The sequence below is a fragment of the Pseudoalteromonas maricaloris genome (assembly GCF_024746855.1).
Lineage (GTDB): Bacteria > Pseudomonadota > Gammaproteobacteria > Enterobacterales > Alteromonadaceae > Pseudoalteromonas > Pseudoalteromonas maricaloris.
Genome location: NZ_CP024625.1, coordinates 1828421 through 1844559, shown reverse-complemented (window position 1 = coordinate 1844559; position 16139 = coordinate 1828421). Strand labels below are relative to the sequence as shown.

The window sequence follows — 16139 nt, the reverse complement described above, 5'->3', positions numbered from 1 at the left end:
ACTACCTACTCTCTATAACCCGCGCCAAGAGTCGATAATTCGGATCCACTCAGTTGTACCACTCTACAATATTTACTATCTAGTTAAATCCAAAACGAAAAAGCATTACCTACTCTCTATAACCCGTGCCAGGGGTCGATAATTCGGATCCGCTCAGTTGTACCACTACTAGATATCATTCAAATAAAGAAAAAGCACTACCTACTCTCTATAACCCGTGCCAAAGGTCAATAATTCGGATCCACTCGCTTGTACCACTTCTAGAACTCATTCAAATAGAGAAAAAGTACTACCTACTCTCTATAACCCGCGCCAAGGGTCGATAATTCAGATCCACTCGTTGTACCAATTTTAAATCTTTATAATTCAACTAAAGTCGAAAAAGATAGCACTTTCTCCACTATAATCAGGTCTATATTAAATTATTTCATTAGCGTGATAAGTAAAAAAGGTACAGAGTAGTAGATTAACTTTCAGGCTTTGGGGTAGGAACAGTGAAAAGGAATTTAGCATACGATGGCCTACGTGGCTGGCTGCTAATTATTATTGCCTGTAACCATTTATATGGTCACTTCATCCCTCAACTCACTAGAGCACCCTTAGGCTTTGTAACAGCGGCTGAGGGTTTCGTATTCTTGTCTGGATTTGTCGCATATCTTGTCTACGGAAGGTTAAGCAGTAATAAAACACAGCTTCAACGCAAAGTATGGCGGCGCTGTTTAACCATATATGGATTTCATATTACAGCCATTACCATCAGTTTCATATTCGTTTGGATATTTCCGTTTTATATCCAACAGTGGACAGGTTTTTTTAATGCAGAAAATTGGTTTAACAACCCCTTTCAAAGTTATATTTCGGCTATTTTATTGCTTGAACACCCAGGTTATCATGACATACTTATCTTATATCTTGTGCCAATGATATTTCTGCCTTTTGCAATACTTGCTATAAATCGTGGCCAACTTTGGTTAGTCGCAACTTCTTCTGTCCTTATATGGCTTTTATCGCAACACGTCACAATTCAGCCTTTAGCTGGTCCATTTAACGATATATTTTCCGATATCACAATCAATGTGAGCTACTTTGACCCTTTAGCGTGGCAAATATACTTTTATATGGGTTTTATTCTAAGCTACCTAAAACACCATAAAGGCTATTCTTTTGATTTTCCCATTGCCGTACGGATATGCTTGCTCACATGTATCACCGCTCTGTTTATTACTAAACATTGGTTTCCAGCACTGATGGAGCCGTATCTCTTAGGAAGTGGTAACGCCTCGGTAGTTTATCAATTGAGTTTATTATTAGCCGTTTACCTGTTTATGTTATTAAACCGGCATATACCGAGGCTCTTTACGCTGAAGTATCCCGTATTTTTAGGGCAACATGCGTTACCCGTATTTGCTTTCCATACCGTAGTCATTTATTTTCTGCAGCCTTGGAGCCAGGCTTACACAACGCAAACTTGGTATTGGGACTTACTCATCTGCATATTTTTCATCGGGTTACTTGCGATACCTGCAAGACTTGACCAAATATGGCGTTCCAGCAATCGAAGAAACCAACTTGGAGTACAGAGCAAGGCAGCGTAAATGCGTAGTGTTTGGGAAGATTCAGTCTTTATCCACTGTGAACTTCTTTGTCATTCCTTGACTCGCTGGAGATACAAGGCGGTAACCCAGTTTTTTATAAAAAGCAGGCTCGTCCGCAATCATTGAAACATAAGAGCCCGACAACACATTTGCAGCTAAGTAACCATCAATATATTCCATTACTGTACGCCCTAATCCCTGCCCCTGATAAAGCGGATTGACAGCAACATCGACAACCTCAAAATTACAACCTCCGTCTCCAACCACCCGGCCCATCGCCACAAGTTGTTCGTTATGTCGAATTGCAACCCCGTATAATGAGTTAGGTAGTCCCCTTGTGGCTGCTTCTAGAGATTTTGCAGATAATCCAGAGGCTATTCGCAAATCACAATATTCCTCAGGGCAAGGTACTTTCTCTTCAATTTTGAACGTCAAAATATTCACTCCTCTAATCACTAAGAGTGATAGAATAACAACTGTATAAATAAACAGTCAACTAACTCTAACTATCACCTTCCCGAGGTTCTGGTTGTGTTCGAGAATATCGTGGGCTTGCTCAATTTCATCCCAATATAACTCCTTATATATTGGTATCTTCATCGTCTTATCCGACAGGTCCGAGCCAAACTCATTCAGAAAATCTTTCACTAATTCCCTTTTATAGTCCAAAGAGCGATTTCTTAACGTACTTCCGTGCAAGTTAAACCTTTTCGCGAGTAACTTGGCAAAGTCTAGCTCTGTATATCTTCCGCCTAGCATAGCGAGCATCACACAGTGACAATCCATTGCTGCAACTCTTAGGTTCGCTCTGAGGTATTCACCACCTACAGGATCAAGAATGACATTTGCTTTCAAACCAAGTTTTTTCATTTCTTCAGCAAAATCACAGTCTAAATAATTAATCGTGTGATCCGCCCCCAGAGCCTTTGCGTACTCGGCCTTTTCCTTGCTACTTTGGGTAGTAATGATCGTTGCACCTAGCCTTTTTGCAATTCTTATGGCTGCACTGCCAACACCCGAAGCTCCGCCATGGCATAGTAAAACCCCATTAGAATTTAGCTTCCCAGTTCGCACAATCGCATCATAGGCCGTAAGATATACTTCTGCTAAGCCTGCCGCATAGCTCAATGACAAGCCTTCGGTTAACGGCATGAGTAATTCACTTTGTGCAACCACGTACTCAGCATAGCCGCCTCCAGAGGTTAAACAGAACACTTGATCTCCAAGTAAATGTTCAAACTCAGGAGACGCCACTTGAACTATCGTTCCAGACACTTCCAGACCCAATATCTCACTATCGCCTTCAGGTGCAGGGTATCTCCCTTGTTTTTGCAAAATGTCAGCTCTATTAACCCCAAACGCATGCACTTTGATTAGCACTTGCTTTGCACTCAATGTTGGTGTTTCGGTGTACTGGATTTGAAGCTGAGAAGATGCGTGACTGATATAACGCATCTTCTTTGGGATCACTGAACTTTTTTCCATACTTCCTTCTCGACGAACTTACCATCTTCATACAGTTCATGATGCCATAAATTACCATCAATCTTGTAGCTGAATGACATCGTTCGACCAAGTAAGGTAGTAACATTTCCATATTCATAGGTTTCGATAAATCTATCTCCCTCTATTTTGTAACTCCCTCCACCAGCGTATTTAAACTTTCCTTCGCTTTGTGTAATGTAGCTGTGGTGAGCCTCAGTAATTAACTTTATCGACGTCAAGTTCGGCGCTTGCGCTGATACAATGCCATCTGGGGTGGCATATTTTCCCTCAACAAACTCCCAAGTACCTAAAAGTGGGTTTGCCAAAGCAACAGAACTCAATAACAATAAACTAAGTGCGGTGACTTTCATCTTATTACCTTTTAACGTTGTTTTACTCAGTTTTACATAATCACCCAACCAGATCAGTTGAGATAATCTCAACATCAAGAATGAAATAATGCGTTCTCAGGTCTACTTACGAAGTAACCCTTGTAGAGAAAATAATGAAATTATTAATGCTAATACTGTCGTTCAATTTAATTGTATCTACACAGGCAGCCGAAATTGAAATCGAATATAAGGGCTGGATAAGTAGCAGCGATAAACAACATGTGGAAACTTGGCTAAAGCGCGGTGTTGAAACAACAGAGCATACCTTGGGAGCACTACAACAGCAGACGCTTCCATTTATTATTGAACCGAACTTATTCGCATCTGAGCCAGTGCCATGGGGTACGGTTCAACGTGGCGAACCCGATGCTATTCTACTCCAAATCAAACGATTTACCTCAAGCCGAGTGCTGATTAAAGATTGGACCTTGTACCATGAAATTGCTCACCTTTATCATCCTTTGCTTGACCACTCAGATTTCTGGCTTGCAGAGGGACTTGCTACCTATTTACAAAATGTCATTATGCTAGAGAACAATATTTTTAATGTTGGGGAGTTTCATACAAGATTAATTTCAGGGCTCAGCCGAGGCGCAAAAAATACGCTAATGAATAAAGGGTCACTTAAAAGAGTGAGCGAACATATGTGGTCATTAAACGCGCAACAAAGAGTCTATTGGAGTGGAGTTGCATTCTTTATAGAAGCAGAAATTGCACTACAGGATATGGGCAACAAGAATACTATCAGAACGCTTATTTCCTCATTTCAGCAGTGCTGTAAAAGCAGTGTAATATCGGGAGACAAAAACAGTGGACGTTTATTTATTGCGAGCCTAGATAAACTATCCAAAACCACCATATTTTCCAATCTATATGCTAACTATAAGCAGCGGGAGGATTTCCCTAACTTAAGTAAAACTCAAATCTATAGTCTGCAGCCATTAAGATAAAGTGTTTTATGGCATCCTTGAATGGTCACTCTATCCGCTGTAAATATTTATAAGGCGTAGAAAACTAAGCTTGTTTGGTTTGCTGCTTTTCTGACTCAATAGCGGCTGTCATTGCGCCAAGTAATTCAGTTAGCTGTACTTCTACACACTCGAGTTGTTTATTCTTCAGCTTAACATCCAACTCGTTTGCGATTTTATGAATATCAATACAATCAAACATCGCAGCAGTGCCTTTAATCGCGTGAATTGTTTTTGCTAACGCATCGTAATCCTGATACTTAGCTTGATTCTTGATCTGAATGATTTGCTCATGCAGCCCAGAAATATACTGTTGCTTTAACTGATAAAACTCAGCTTCGGGCAGATCAACTTCCTCATCGACTTGGATATCCAAATAATAGGCTATTTTTTGACTGAACACGACTCTATCGATAGGTTTTGCGAGATGATCACTAAATCCAAGTTTTAAATAACGCTCAATTTCATGCTGCATGGTGTTGGCAGTTAATGCAATCACAGGCGTGCTACACCCCGTAGCCTGAATAAAGCTAAACGCCTGCTCACCATCCATTACCGGCATTTGAATATCCATTAATATCAAATCGAAATCACCATCTAGTACCGCCTGTACCGCTAGCTGACCATTTTCAACCGCCGTAACAGATAAGCCCATACGCTCTAAAATACGCTTAATAAGCTTACTATTGTCTGTGTTATCTTCAGCTAATAACACTTCACCTTTAAGCTCTTGATTTATTTCATCTGGTATTGTGCCTTGTTCACGAACATCGCCAATTTGAGCGAGACTTTGCACCCACTTTGTTTTCTCGGTGGTATATAGGCCAACAGTAAGAGTAAAGGCAGTACCTGAACCTACCTCACTTTCTACCGAAATATCACCATCTAACTTTCTCGCTAAGCTTTTGGAAATATTTAGTCCAAGCCCTGTCCCACCATATTTCCTTGATGTGGAAGAATCGGCTTGATAAAACGCACTAAATAATTCTTTTTGCTCATCCGCTGTCATTCCTATCCCGGTATCTCGTACCGTGATCATAAGGCGCTCGTTTTGACACGCCACATCAATCGAGATTTTACCAACCGTCGTAAACTTCATTGCGTTAGATGTGAGATTTAGTAATATCTGCCGCAATCGAGTGGGATCAATAACCACAAAATCAGGCAGTGGAAAGTGATAATTCAATGCAAACTCAAGCCCTTTATCTCTAATTTGCTTACCCAATAACGAATCGACATGCGCAATTGCTTGAAAAAGGTTTGACTCCACCAACTCAACTTCTAGTTTATTAGCCTCAATTTTAGACATATCCAAAATGTCATTAATTAGTCCAAGTACATGACGCGAGTTTTGTAAAATAACAGAGATTGCGTGATTACGCTCATGCGGCTTGATATCTCCGAGCATAATGCCATCGGCATAACCAATAATTGACGTCATTGGTGTTCTTATTTCATGGCTCATGTTCGCCAAAAATCGACTTTTTGCCTCACTAGCATCTCTAAGCTCTGAGGCCACCTGCTCTAACTCATAAGTACGTTTTAACACTTTTGCTTCAAGGTTTTTATTGAGCTCTATATTTTCTTCGCTGGTTATTCTAAATTTGTCCGCAACCGCAAAAGCCAACAGTAATGCATCAAGCGCAGTACCTATTAAACCATAAAGATATAAGTTACTCGACGATTCAGGCAGCAAACTTAAGTTAGTTAAATTGCCCACCATATTGGGGATCGCCATTGCGATATATGCCATCACAAAATAACGAGCTGGTTTAAAGCCCTCAACCCAGCGCTTAATGCCGACAAATAGTCCGAAACAGAGCGCTAATCCCGTTACCAATGTTGCCCAAATAAAGCCAAAACCTGGAAAAAGAATACAAAACGGTAGTCCAAGGGCAGCTATCACTCCAAGCCAGATAGAAATCGACACATAGTTTGGATGAACATCCTTGAGTTTTAAAAGATGGATATAAAATAACGCGTTGGTTAATGGCGCAAGCGCAAAACCTAACCAATGCAAGTTTGCAGAGTAAAATCCAAATAGCTCGTCGGGAATATGAAAGAAATGGCTCCATGCAAATACCCACACACAAGTAAATAATGCGTAATAAAAATGAGTGATATCTTTAGAGCCGATGTAAATTAATAAGTTATATAGCCCAAGAACAATGCCGACACCAAAACAAAGCGTCATGATAAGGTTTTCATAGACCACTTCCTGCTGAAAATCTCTCAGAGGCTCAATGGTCAATTTTACAGGGGTGTAAAAGAAATCACTCTCGAAGAGCGTAACGATATAATAATCTTGGTTCGGTTCTAACGTGACTTGATTACCATAATGAAATGCAAATTCATTTTCGACCTTGCCCCCAGAAAAAACTCGCAAGACCGTTTCTGGTGTATATATCCTCGACTCTATTTTGCTCAATACCGTATTGTTTGGATAGAGCACAAATTCATTCAATGGCGTTTCATTTCTGACTTTAGTCACCAAGAAATAACGACCAGAAAACAGCGCTCTCTTCTTTAGTGGCTCATGAATAGATTCCCATGCACTCAACTCATCCCAGCTTTGAGGAAACCTTGTACTAGAATTTGCCTCATAAGCCTTTCCAACATGATGTAAATTTTGATATTGCCAAGGCTGCGTCAATTTCAACACAGCCTGATCTGCATAGGCGAAACTAGAAAACAGAATTATGCTGAAAATGATCAGTAGTAAACGCATTCTAGCCAGTTACCTTAGTAAAGTTACCTGTGGTTCGGTATTTGATCTGCAAGTTTTCTACCCCCAAGTCAGGTGACTTATCTCTATATAGTGCTCAAAAAAATCAAAAGCGATATGTTACATCGATGCCTATCCTTCTCCCCTCACCTTTAAAGTCTTCCAACATTCCCAAAAAGCTACTTAGGTCAAATTTAAGATGGCTATACTCTTTATCTAGAAGATTTTTACCCCAAATACCTAACTGCCAGTCTCTATACTCCACCTGTAGATTGGCATTCCAAAGCATATAACTGGGCTGCTTAGCATAGGGAGATTCGTTTTGGTCAAAGTAATATTCGCTTTGATAATCAAATGCTATTCTACTTTTTATACTAACTTCATCCCAATTAAATGCATAATTTATTTGTCCAGAGATATTCCATTCGGATGTAAACGGTAAGCGATTGTCGGTCAATACAACGCCAACTGGATCAATAAATTCCTCAAAGTTAGCTTCAGGTATATACCCTATATCCAAGCTTATCTGAGTTTGCTCCGATAGATACCAAGTGTTTTCTATTTCAGCACCATAGATTTTTGACTTACCTACGTTTTCAAGTAACTGATAAGGCGGTGCTCCAGGTACTTCTGAAGCCTGATTCATAAATACCTGTTGGTCTTTATAATCATAGTAAAAAGCGGCCAAATTTGTACGAAGTTTAAGCTCATTAAATAACAGCTTTGCTCCTATTTCATGGGCGATTAGTTCTTCGGGGCCATAACTTGCCTGTATCGCGGCATCCTTCGAAATAAGGAAGCCACCGTTATAACCGCCGCTTTTTACACCATTAGATAAACTATAATAAACACTTTTATCCGGTTTAACTTTATGGATAACTGACAATTTTCCAGACAAATTACTATCGGACTCTTTTCCCTCAATGTCGTAGGCAGGGACTAAAATGCCAGCGAGGTTATCTCCAAACGGTACATTTAGGTATGAGAAAGAGTCATAATCTACCTTTTCATCGCTGTACCTTACTCCTACAAGTACATCTGTATGTTCACTGATTTCATATTCATATTGGCCAAACAAAGCCATTGATTTTACTTTGATATCATTGTCATAGAAAAAGGTTGCCGCACTAGCACCATTAGGGGTTCCCCTAAAATCACGTAATAAGTCATTGAAATTATCTTGGTAAATACGCTCTTCTAGTTGAAATAAGCCTACCGTCAGAAAGCCGGTTTCCATACTTTGCTCAAACCTAAGCTCATTCACCAGCTTTTCATTTTTAAGCCCTAACTCACCTTCACATAATGAAAATGGACTTCCATCACAATTAAATCCATGTATCCTATCTAAGCGATTGAAAGCCCCAAGATAAATAAGTTGAGACCGGTCATCCAGTGCATAGGCGATCTCTGTTGTAACACCTTTGCTTATACTGTGATGTTTTTGATAATTATTGACCCGCACAGCCCAAAAATCGTCGCTGCCAATATTAAAGCCAAGCGCATCAACGCAGTTGCTAGTGCCCGCTTGCGCTGGAGAACATAATGAACCATCCAAAGGGTTTGAGAATAATCCGATATTCCCGACCGGCTGAACCAGTCCATTCCAATGACCATAATCTAATTTCACAAAAACACTGAACTTATCAAACTCGCCAAAATAACTTAGTCGAACATCATTTTGTTCCATATACGCCTCAGGAGCGTCAGGCTGGAGGTTATACGTTGTGTACTCATAGTTATTGTGGCTTGCGGCAAGTCGCACCGCGCTATTTTGATCTAGGCTATAGTTGAGCATCATACGTGCTCTTGTTAAAGAATCCGAACCGACCCCCACACTGACAGAAGCAAAATTACCATCTGTTGGGCGCGCCGTGCGCACTAAAATTGCCCCCCCAGTGGTATTTCTACCAAAAAGTGTACCTTGTGGACCTTTCAATACTTCTACTTGCTCAACATCAAACAAGTTAATGATTTGATTATTCGCAGACCCAACAGATATACCATCTAAATACACCCCAACCGGAGAAGTGTTGGCCGTATTGTAATCGACAAGTCCGACACCTCGAATGCTGACCGCTGGAGGCGTGCCCTCAGCTGCATTTTGACTGATTTTTACATTCGTAACTAAACTACCCAGATCGGTCGTATCTTTCAGTGCAGCGTCAGTGATGACTTGGCCGGATATGGGTTTAACAGCGATAGCAACATCATTGATAGATTGCTTTCTTTTTTGAGCGTATACCTCAATGACTTCGATTTCTTCTTCGACTTGTGCTGACGTTTCCATCGAAACTACTGAGAGTAATGTTAGTGTTATCGTATTTAACAGCACATTTGGATGTGGCATAGTTTGAATCCCGAGCTATATCATGCAATTGCACTATCAGTATAGCTGAATTAAAAAGACCCCCAAACAAATGAACCCGATTACCTTTTTAAGGTTCAAGCTATCGTTCATAACGCATACAAATTATACCAAGATGGGATTTAAGCCCTGCAAATTGCAAGGCTTGAAATGTAGTTGAGCTACTCCGTCAGTATGACTAACTATTCAAAGGTTAAACGGCTCAAACCCTGATTCTCCACTAATGCTTTGAGGATATCCGGTGATAGCTCTACTCGTTTGCATGCCAGCCATCACAGCAGCTTCAACACAACCTGCATTGACACCGGTTTTAATCCAATCTCCGGTAATGTAGAGGTTATTGAAGACGCTGCCGTCCGTAGGTAGTCGAAATTGACTGCTATCAACAACACTTAACACATAACGCTCACTGGGGTCGACATTCACCCTCCAATACTGGGTGTTGAACCTAACTTCGCCTTCATTATTATCAACATCAAACAATACGTTCCAATCGAAGTCGTCACCGTGATAAGCCTCTGGCCACAGTGGCTGCATCTGTAATCTAAGTTTTTGCAATGCGTTTTCTTTTACCTGAGCTTTCATGCGTTCAGGAAACTCATGATCGCTCGGAGGTGGATAATCTGCGCAGGTAAAAGCACTACAAAAGTAGGCAATGTTCTTGGGCTGAGTATTTGGCCAATCTTCAACCTCAAGTAAATTAGACATCGCAGCCCAAGTATCAAAGGGTTGAGAAAATGCGCTTAATATTGGTGGCTCATTACTGCCAGAAGGGTCGTGAAAACCCAGTTCATTGTCAGTTTTAGTGAGCCACAACTGTAATGCTTGAGTCGCAACAGTTTTGACCTTTTCGGCTTGCAACTTTAAGTTGTCATCTTTAGCCAATAATTGCTGACAAAGTGGCTCAAGACCTGCTACTGAGATCCCAAAAATCACTAAATCGAAATCAGTACCTTTATTCAGTGTTTTTCTCGGTAACCTCTGTCCAAATGCTTGTTGGTAAACCGCCTCCCAATTAGACCAGTAAGACTCAAGGTTAATCTCATGTTCTTTAAGTAGTGCCACTTGCTGCGGGTCAATTTGTTGCCACAATGGAGAGCTTGGCCAACATGGCAAGTCTTTGACTAATTCTAGAGGCTCGTAATTTTGCGTCTCTTTTAGTTTAACCTGTTGAATTAATTGAATACTATCAACATAATGGCCATCATCATCCTGTGCACAGTGTAACGATTCAACCTGATGAAAAAACGCAAACTTAACGCCTCGATGTTTGAGCAGCTCATAGATAGGTGAGAAAATAATATCTCCCATCCCCGCTTGCATTTTCCACATCACACCACCGCGATAACACAGCATAATCCGAAGCATAGCCAAAGCCGCAACTCCCGCTTCGACATTTGGCTTTTTAAAATCACCGTCCTCATAGCCAAAAACGAGGTCATAAAAGCCGCGGACAGGCGCAGACTCCACAGACAGCGATTCATTTGCGCCATTGCGCTTGAGCCACTGTTTAAAATCGTATCGATCAAGATAACCAAACCCTCGTGAATAGACTTTGTCACGGAGCATGCCAATGGTCATCGCAACACCTAAATCTATACATATATACAGACGTCTAATGACAGGGTTGTCATCAATTAAGTCGTTTACTTCAGACTGCAACCAACGCCTAATTTTTCGAACCATATACCAAACAACTAAATGATCTTTCTTATTTTCCAAACGATGATCAGCTTCACGCACCGTTAAAAAATTACTGAGTTGCGTTATTAACAGCTTTGGTGTGGATACAACCTCTTGGACATGGTTTTCTGCGTCATCAAATAAGGTCTTGGCTTTATCTTCGACACTATCAAAAAAGCTTTTAACTTCCTGCCCCAAGTGAGCAAGCAGCGTTTTATCTCTTTCTTTTTTAGTTTTGAGTTGTGTGGATTTGTGCGTTTTCTCAACTTCACATTCCAAATCGTCAACCCACTTGTGTAGCCAAGCCGCAAGTAATTTTAAAATTTGCCAAAAATGTAAATCGAGAGTGCCATTTGCTGGATTACCTGGGATCTCAGGAAAATCTACCGACCAAGTTTGCCATTGCTGGTCGATATATTCTTGCAGCACCACCAAACTATGCGGTTTTAGTGCTTGTTGCCAAGTGTGAATGGGGATATCACTTGAGCGCTCAAGCTTATTATAAACTGTCTCAATTGCCCTAAAAGAATTGACATAGGCACCAAACCAAACGTGAAGACCATGCTCCTCTATACGCTCGCCGTATTCAGCATTACGACCACTCGCCCCTTTGCCCCCCAAACGCCAACCTTGCTGATAAACGGTAATATCATAGCGCTCTTGCCAATCTTCTTGTTCAGTCATGTATACCGCAGCTGTCATCGCCGAAACGCCGCCGCCAAGTATTGCTACTTTTTGTTTACTCATAAGCCTTCCTTTTTCAAACGTGTTGACGAGCAACACCTAAAGCCACATAGGAAGACAACTAAACATGCAAATATCGCTTTAGTAAAAATCGTGTTTTTTTATGCCACAAATACACTAACGATGGAGATTAGCCATACTCTGAGCACTGGAAACAATTTCTTCCACACCTGCCTGATCGAAGTCCATTTTCACAAAGTAAGGTAGTTTGACCTCGCTTTTGCCTAATGGAATGCCAAACATTTTATCGAGTGGAAACGCATCTATTCGTTGTAGATTCAGGCTTAAGTCATCTTTGATAAAACCAATTTTGTGGATTTTCTTCACCTCAGAAGGGGAATGTACCACTGCCGAATATACAGACTTCTCGGCATAGCCATCTGGGAACTGCTTAAATAATATTTGATCCATTTGTGGGTGGGTAAAACCCGATAAGAACTGCTTAAGAAATTGGCTATCGACGTTTAAATCAGACACTGAATCTTTGAAAAGCTCAGCAATTTCTTCACCCACTTCCAACACTTCTTTTAGCCATGACTCCCCGTCATCCTCAGGTTCAATGGATAACAATTCATGCCATGCCATTTTGACGTTGGGATCAAATTCCTTAAAGGTCTCCAGAGAGAGGGTAAAGCTCAGTGGGTCGCCAAAGTTATCAGGCATTTCGTAGCGACATAAATATTTGTTGTAGCCCCATATTTCTCGACCATTTATCAGCGCGTTAATGTTATTGACAGAGATAAACGCAGGATACCAATACAGATGCTCTGCTTTTAACGTTTCGAGATTGACTTGCAGAATTGGTAACCAGACAATGACATCGGTTTCTTGCATATATCCATAATTACTAAATGGCGGCACTTTTGATGCGATATTTTCAATATCCGTAAAGGTCAATAAGCACCAATCCGTTAAAGCCCTGAATACAAATTCACTACTAGAAACCGAATTCAGCGTTTTATCAACATAGGCTTGGATTGTTGATTTCTTTCCTTTGACAAAGAAGCCATACATTTGTGCATTTAGCATTCTACATGGAGGTTTGGCGATCGGATTACTATAAAAATGTTGATAATCAGGCAACTCGGGATACATCTTTCACTCCTTAAAGTATGATAAGTTAGTGTTTAGTGTAGTTCGCTCAAGCCGCTTTTGCGTATGTTGTTACGAAAACTCCGCCTCTCGTTGCACAACCTCGATATAGTTGCGTGCCTCTCGCTGGCAAAAATACTGATAATGCGAGTATGCGTACTCATCATAGTTACCCGAGAGCTTGTTCATAAAACCGTGTAAATATCGCGTTCGGATACAATCCAGCCCTTTTTTATCTTTTAACTGTTCTATAACGGGCTCAACGTCAAAATGAGATTCAACTTGAGCAAAGAAGATAGACACATCGCAACTAGGCTTAATACTTAGATGGTTACGTATTTGGCTGGGATAAAATGCGATAAGCTGCTCAACAGAGTGAGATGTACCTTGTTCAGACAATGCAATCCACGCTGCAGCTCCGCCTGCACTAAAGCCAACAATAAGTTTTGGTTTGTATTCAGAAATCGCTGCTGATACTTTGTCAGCATATAAACGATGACCACACTGCGCCAAAAACAGCTCATAACAATCCGACTCAGAGACACTGTTTGGTTCTTCTATAAATGGTGAAAGCACCTGCACGCCACTTCCAAGTGATTTAGCAAAACGATCAATATGATCCGTATAACCGAAAATATCGGTAACGATTAATATAGCCATCGGTTTTCCTTATTAATAATTTATAGTTATTGGCTTGTATGACTTTCCTTGCCATACGGCCTTATCTACTTATATTGGATTAACGCGCTGCGATCAAACTCTATATTCAATCGCTTGACAAAGCTTTAACTAGCACGTTTTTACCCAAAACTAAAACCTCTTTTAAAGCTAGCATACCGCCAACCTCTGTAAACATTAAATACAAATTAAATAAACATTAATTTAATCATCAATATCGCAAACAATGCTAAGCTTATTGTAAGTTCAGCAAGAGTGACCCAATTTGATCAAAATCATCTTACTCCTCTTCATTGCCTTTCAATCCAGTTTCGTATTTGCAAAACAAATAACTTGGATTGCGATAGACTTCGCGCCTTATTATATCCTTTCTGATGATTTGGAGGGACAAGGACGGGACGAGTTATTGATAAAACTCATCCAACAACAGATGCCCGACTACACCTTCAATTATAAAGTGTTCCCCGCATCGAGGGCGATACATGAGCTCTCTAATTTCAACAACCAATATTGTATGATCTCCCTCTATAAAACACCCGAGCGGCAAAGACATATCGCTTTTAGTGATGAGTATTCCACCATTGGATTGTCAACCTCTGCCGCACTAAGGAAAGATGTCGCACAGTCGCTTGGCATTACCAACAGCGCAATTGATTTGGAAAAGCTCGTAACTGAGCACGGGCTAACCGTAGGTGTGGCGGCAAACCGGTCGTTTGGTCATGAAATTGATGCGTTATTGGCGAGTTTGCCTACCAAGCAAGTGCTTGTAAGACCAGGAAGAGATACATTAGAGAGTTTGACTATCATGCTGCTCAAAAAAAGAGTCGACGTGATACTCGGATACCCAAGCGAACACCACTACCACAAATTGCATGTTGATAAGCAAGATGAATTGACACAAGTCAGATTGAGTATCGCCTCGCAAATAACTGCTGGATATGCAGGCTGTAATAACAATGCGATTGGTAAGGAACAGATCGCTGCAATTAGCGAAGCGTTAAAACAAGCCCATAAAAACGAGCAGTTTAGACTGGCTATGTCCCGTTGGTTACCAGAGCAATTTCAGCCACAGCTAGCTAGTATTTTTAAAAACTAACTTTCTGAAACTGATATTGCGTTTTAAAAGTGGACTCCACCTAGAATATAAAGCGCAGCACCACGTATATAGAAACACGTGGTGCTAGTAGAGATTACTTACGAATACCTTCCAAGTGCAAACCGATGGTAACGTGCGTTGATGCCGGACCTAGATCATAATCAATGTCATAATCAGCAAGTTTTAACTGGGTTTCGCCTTCAAAGCCAACTCGGTATCCACCCCAAGGATCTTTACCTTCGCCCACTTTTTGAATATCAAACTCGATATTCTTTGTTACCCCATTGAGTGTAAAGCTTCCTTTTACCTTCGCATTTGTATCATCGCTAAAAGTAATCGAGTTACTCTTAAAAGTCGCCTTAGGATTTGCTTTAACGTTTAAGAAATCATTACCGCGCAAATGCTTATCACGCTCTGCATGGTTCGAATCAACAGAAGCAGTATCGATCACTACATTGATTTTTGATGCATTTGGATTTTTTGCATCATAGCTGAAGTCGCCTTCGAAGCTATTAAATCGACCATGCAACCAGCTGTATCCTAAATGTTTAATTTTAAAGTTTACAAAGGCATGTGCACCTTTAGTATCAATTACATAGTCCGCAGCATTTACTCCGGCCGATAAGGTCATAGCCGCCATGCTTAATGCAATGATTGTTTTTTTCATGTTTTAATCCTCAACTTTTGTAGCGTTTGGTACCTTGAGCATGCGAACTAAGGTACGATCTCTATTAATAAAGTGGTGTTTTAGCGCTCCCACAATGTGTAGCGCTACTAATCCAATGAGCCCCCAAGCAATGTAAAAATGCACAGTGCCTGCAATATCACTTTGTTCTTCAAACAGCTCTCCAATACCCGGAACAGAAAACCAGTTAAATACCTCGATTGCTCTGCCATCCGAGGTAGAGATTAAGTAACCTGTGACAAACAGCCCAAACAAGCCAAGATACAAAACGATGTGAACGACATACGCTATTATGTTTTGCAATTTATCCACGGGAGTTGCTTCGCTTTCGGGCTTCACTTTAGAGTTAGTGAACTTCCAAATCAGCCTAAGTACTATCAAAGCTGCTAGCAGTATCCCGATGCTTTTGTGAATGTGTAAGCCGTCACGGTAGAAAGGATCGTAATAACTGAGTTCAACCATGTACAACCCAAGACCAAACATGCCAAATACCACAAGCGCACTGAGCCAATGAAAGATGATGGCTAACAAACCATAGTTTTGTGATGTATTTTTAAACATAATATTCAGCTAATAAAACTCATTCTCAATAAGAGTAAGCTTATACGCTAAAAGTTCAGAGAGAAAGCCA

13 protein-coding genes are annotated in these 16139 nt (G+C 40.7%); 3 read left to right on the top strand and 10 right to left on the bottom strand.

The genetic code is table 11. The features are described from left to right. Positions 1 to 494 precede the first annotated feature (494 nt). Positions 495 to 1595, top strand: coding sequence for an OpgC domain-containing protein (gene opgC, locus CTT31_RS07965; protein ID WP_260492321.1), 1101 nt, complete (start codon positions 495 to 497; stop codon positions 1593 to 1595). A gap of 21 nt (positions 1596 to 1616) precedes the next feature. On the opposite strand, the gene CTT31_RS07960 is transcribed toward opgC, so the two are convergent. From CTT31_RS07960 to CTT31_RS07950, 3 genes are read right to left on the bottom strand one after another with little or no spacing between them, the layout of a single operon-like run. Then, positions 1617 to 2030: a GNAT family N-acetyltransferase gene (locus CTT31_RS07960; RefSeq protein ID WP_211859744.1), complete on the bottom strand. Its 414-nt coding sequence runs from the start codon at positions 2028 to 2030 to the stop codon at positions 1617 to 1619. Positions 2031 to 2087: 57 nt separating this feature from the next. After that, complete coding sequence (locus CTT31_RS07955; protein ID WP_260492320.1) at positions 2088 to 3080, bottom strand: NAD(P)H-quinone oxidoreductase; 993 nt, start codon at positions 3078 to 3080, stop codon at positions 2088 to 2090. Next, the gene (locus CTT31_RS07950; protein ID WP_260492319.1) at positions 3062 to 3451 is read right to left on the bottom strand and encodes a hypothetical protein; all 390 of its coding nucleotides are present in this window, start codon (positions 3449 to 3451) and stop codon (positions 3062 to 3064) included. Before CTT31_RS07950 ends, CTT31_RS07955 begins: the two co-directional genes overlap by 19 nt. 134 nt (positions 3452 to 3585) lie before the next feature. On the opposite strand from CTT31_RS07950, the gene CTT31_RS07945 reads away from it, so the two are divergent. After that, entirely contained in the window at positions 3586 to 4422 is an 837-nt protein-coding gene (locus CTT31_RS07945) for a hypothetical protein (RefSeq protein WP_211859741.1), read from the top strand. 64 nt (positions 4423 to 4486) lie between these two features. Here the strand turns inward: CTT31_RS07945 and CTT31_RS07940 are convergent, their stop codons facing one another. The 5 genes from CTT31_RS07940 to CTT31_RS07920 form a co-directional block, all read right to left on the bottom strand. Next, entirely contained in the window at positions 4487 to 7168 is a 2682-nt protein-coding gene (locus CTT31_RS07940; RefSeq protein ID WP_260492318.1) for an ATP-binding protein, read from the bottom strand. A gap of 103 nt (positions 7169 to 7271) precedes the next feature. Beyond that, on the bottom strand, positions 7272 to 9512 hold the full coding sequence (locus tag CTT31_RS07935; RefSeq protein WP_260492317.1) for a TonB-dependent receptor: 2241 nt from the start codon (positions 9510 to 9512) through the stop codon (positions 7272 to 7274). A gap of 204 nt (positions 9513 to 9716) precedes the next feature. Continuing rightward, the gene (locus tag CTT31_RS07930) at positions 9717 to 11960 is read right to left on the bottom strand and encodes an NAD(P)-binding protein (protein ID WP_260492316.1); all 2244 of its coding nucleotides are present in this window, start codon (positions 11958 to 11960) and stop codon (positions 9717 to 9719) included. A 114-nt stretch (positions 11961 to 12074) separates the two neighbouring features. Further along, positions 12075 to 13052, bottom strand: a complete 978-nt coding sequence (locus CTT31_RS07925) for an acetoacetate decarboxylase (protein WP_211859737.1) — start codon at positions 13050 to 13052, stop codon at positions 12075 to 12077. A 69-nt stretch (positions 13053 to 13121) separates the two neighbouring features. Continuing rightward, positions 13122 to 13709, bottom strand: a complete 588-nt coding sequence (locus tag CTT31_RS07920; RefSeq protein ID WP_260492315.1) for a dienelactone hydrolase family protein — start codon at positions 13707 to 13709, stop codon at positions 13122 to 13124. A gap of 283 nt (positions 13710 to 13992) precedes the next feature. Here CTT31_RS07920 and CTT31_RS07915 point away from each other — a divergent pair, with 283 nt between their 5' ends. After that, positions 13993 to 14823: a TIGR02285 family protein gene (locus tag CTT31_RS07915; RefSeq protein ID WP_017218665.1), complete on the top strand. Its 831-nt coding sequence runs from the start codon at positions 13993 to 13995 to the stop codon at positions 14821 to 14823. Positions 14824 to 14917: 94 nt separating this feature from the next. Here the strand turns inward: CTT31_RS07915 and CTT31_RS07910 are convergent, their stop codons facing one another. Both CTT31_RS07910 and CTT31_RS07905 read right to left on the bottom strand, forming a co-directional pair. Then, entirely contained in the window at positions 14918 to 15490 is a 573-nt protein-coding gene (locus tag CTT31_RS07910) for a YceI family protein (RefSeq protein WP_017218664.1), read from the bottom strand. Between the two features lie 3 nt (positions 15491 to 15493). Next, positions 15494 to 16069, bottom strand: a complete 576-nt coding sequence (locus tag CTT31_RS07905) for a cytochrome b (protein ID WP_211859735.1) — start codon at positions 16067 to 16069, stop codon at positions 15494 to 15496. Positions 16070 to 16139: the final 70 nt, after the last annotated feature.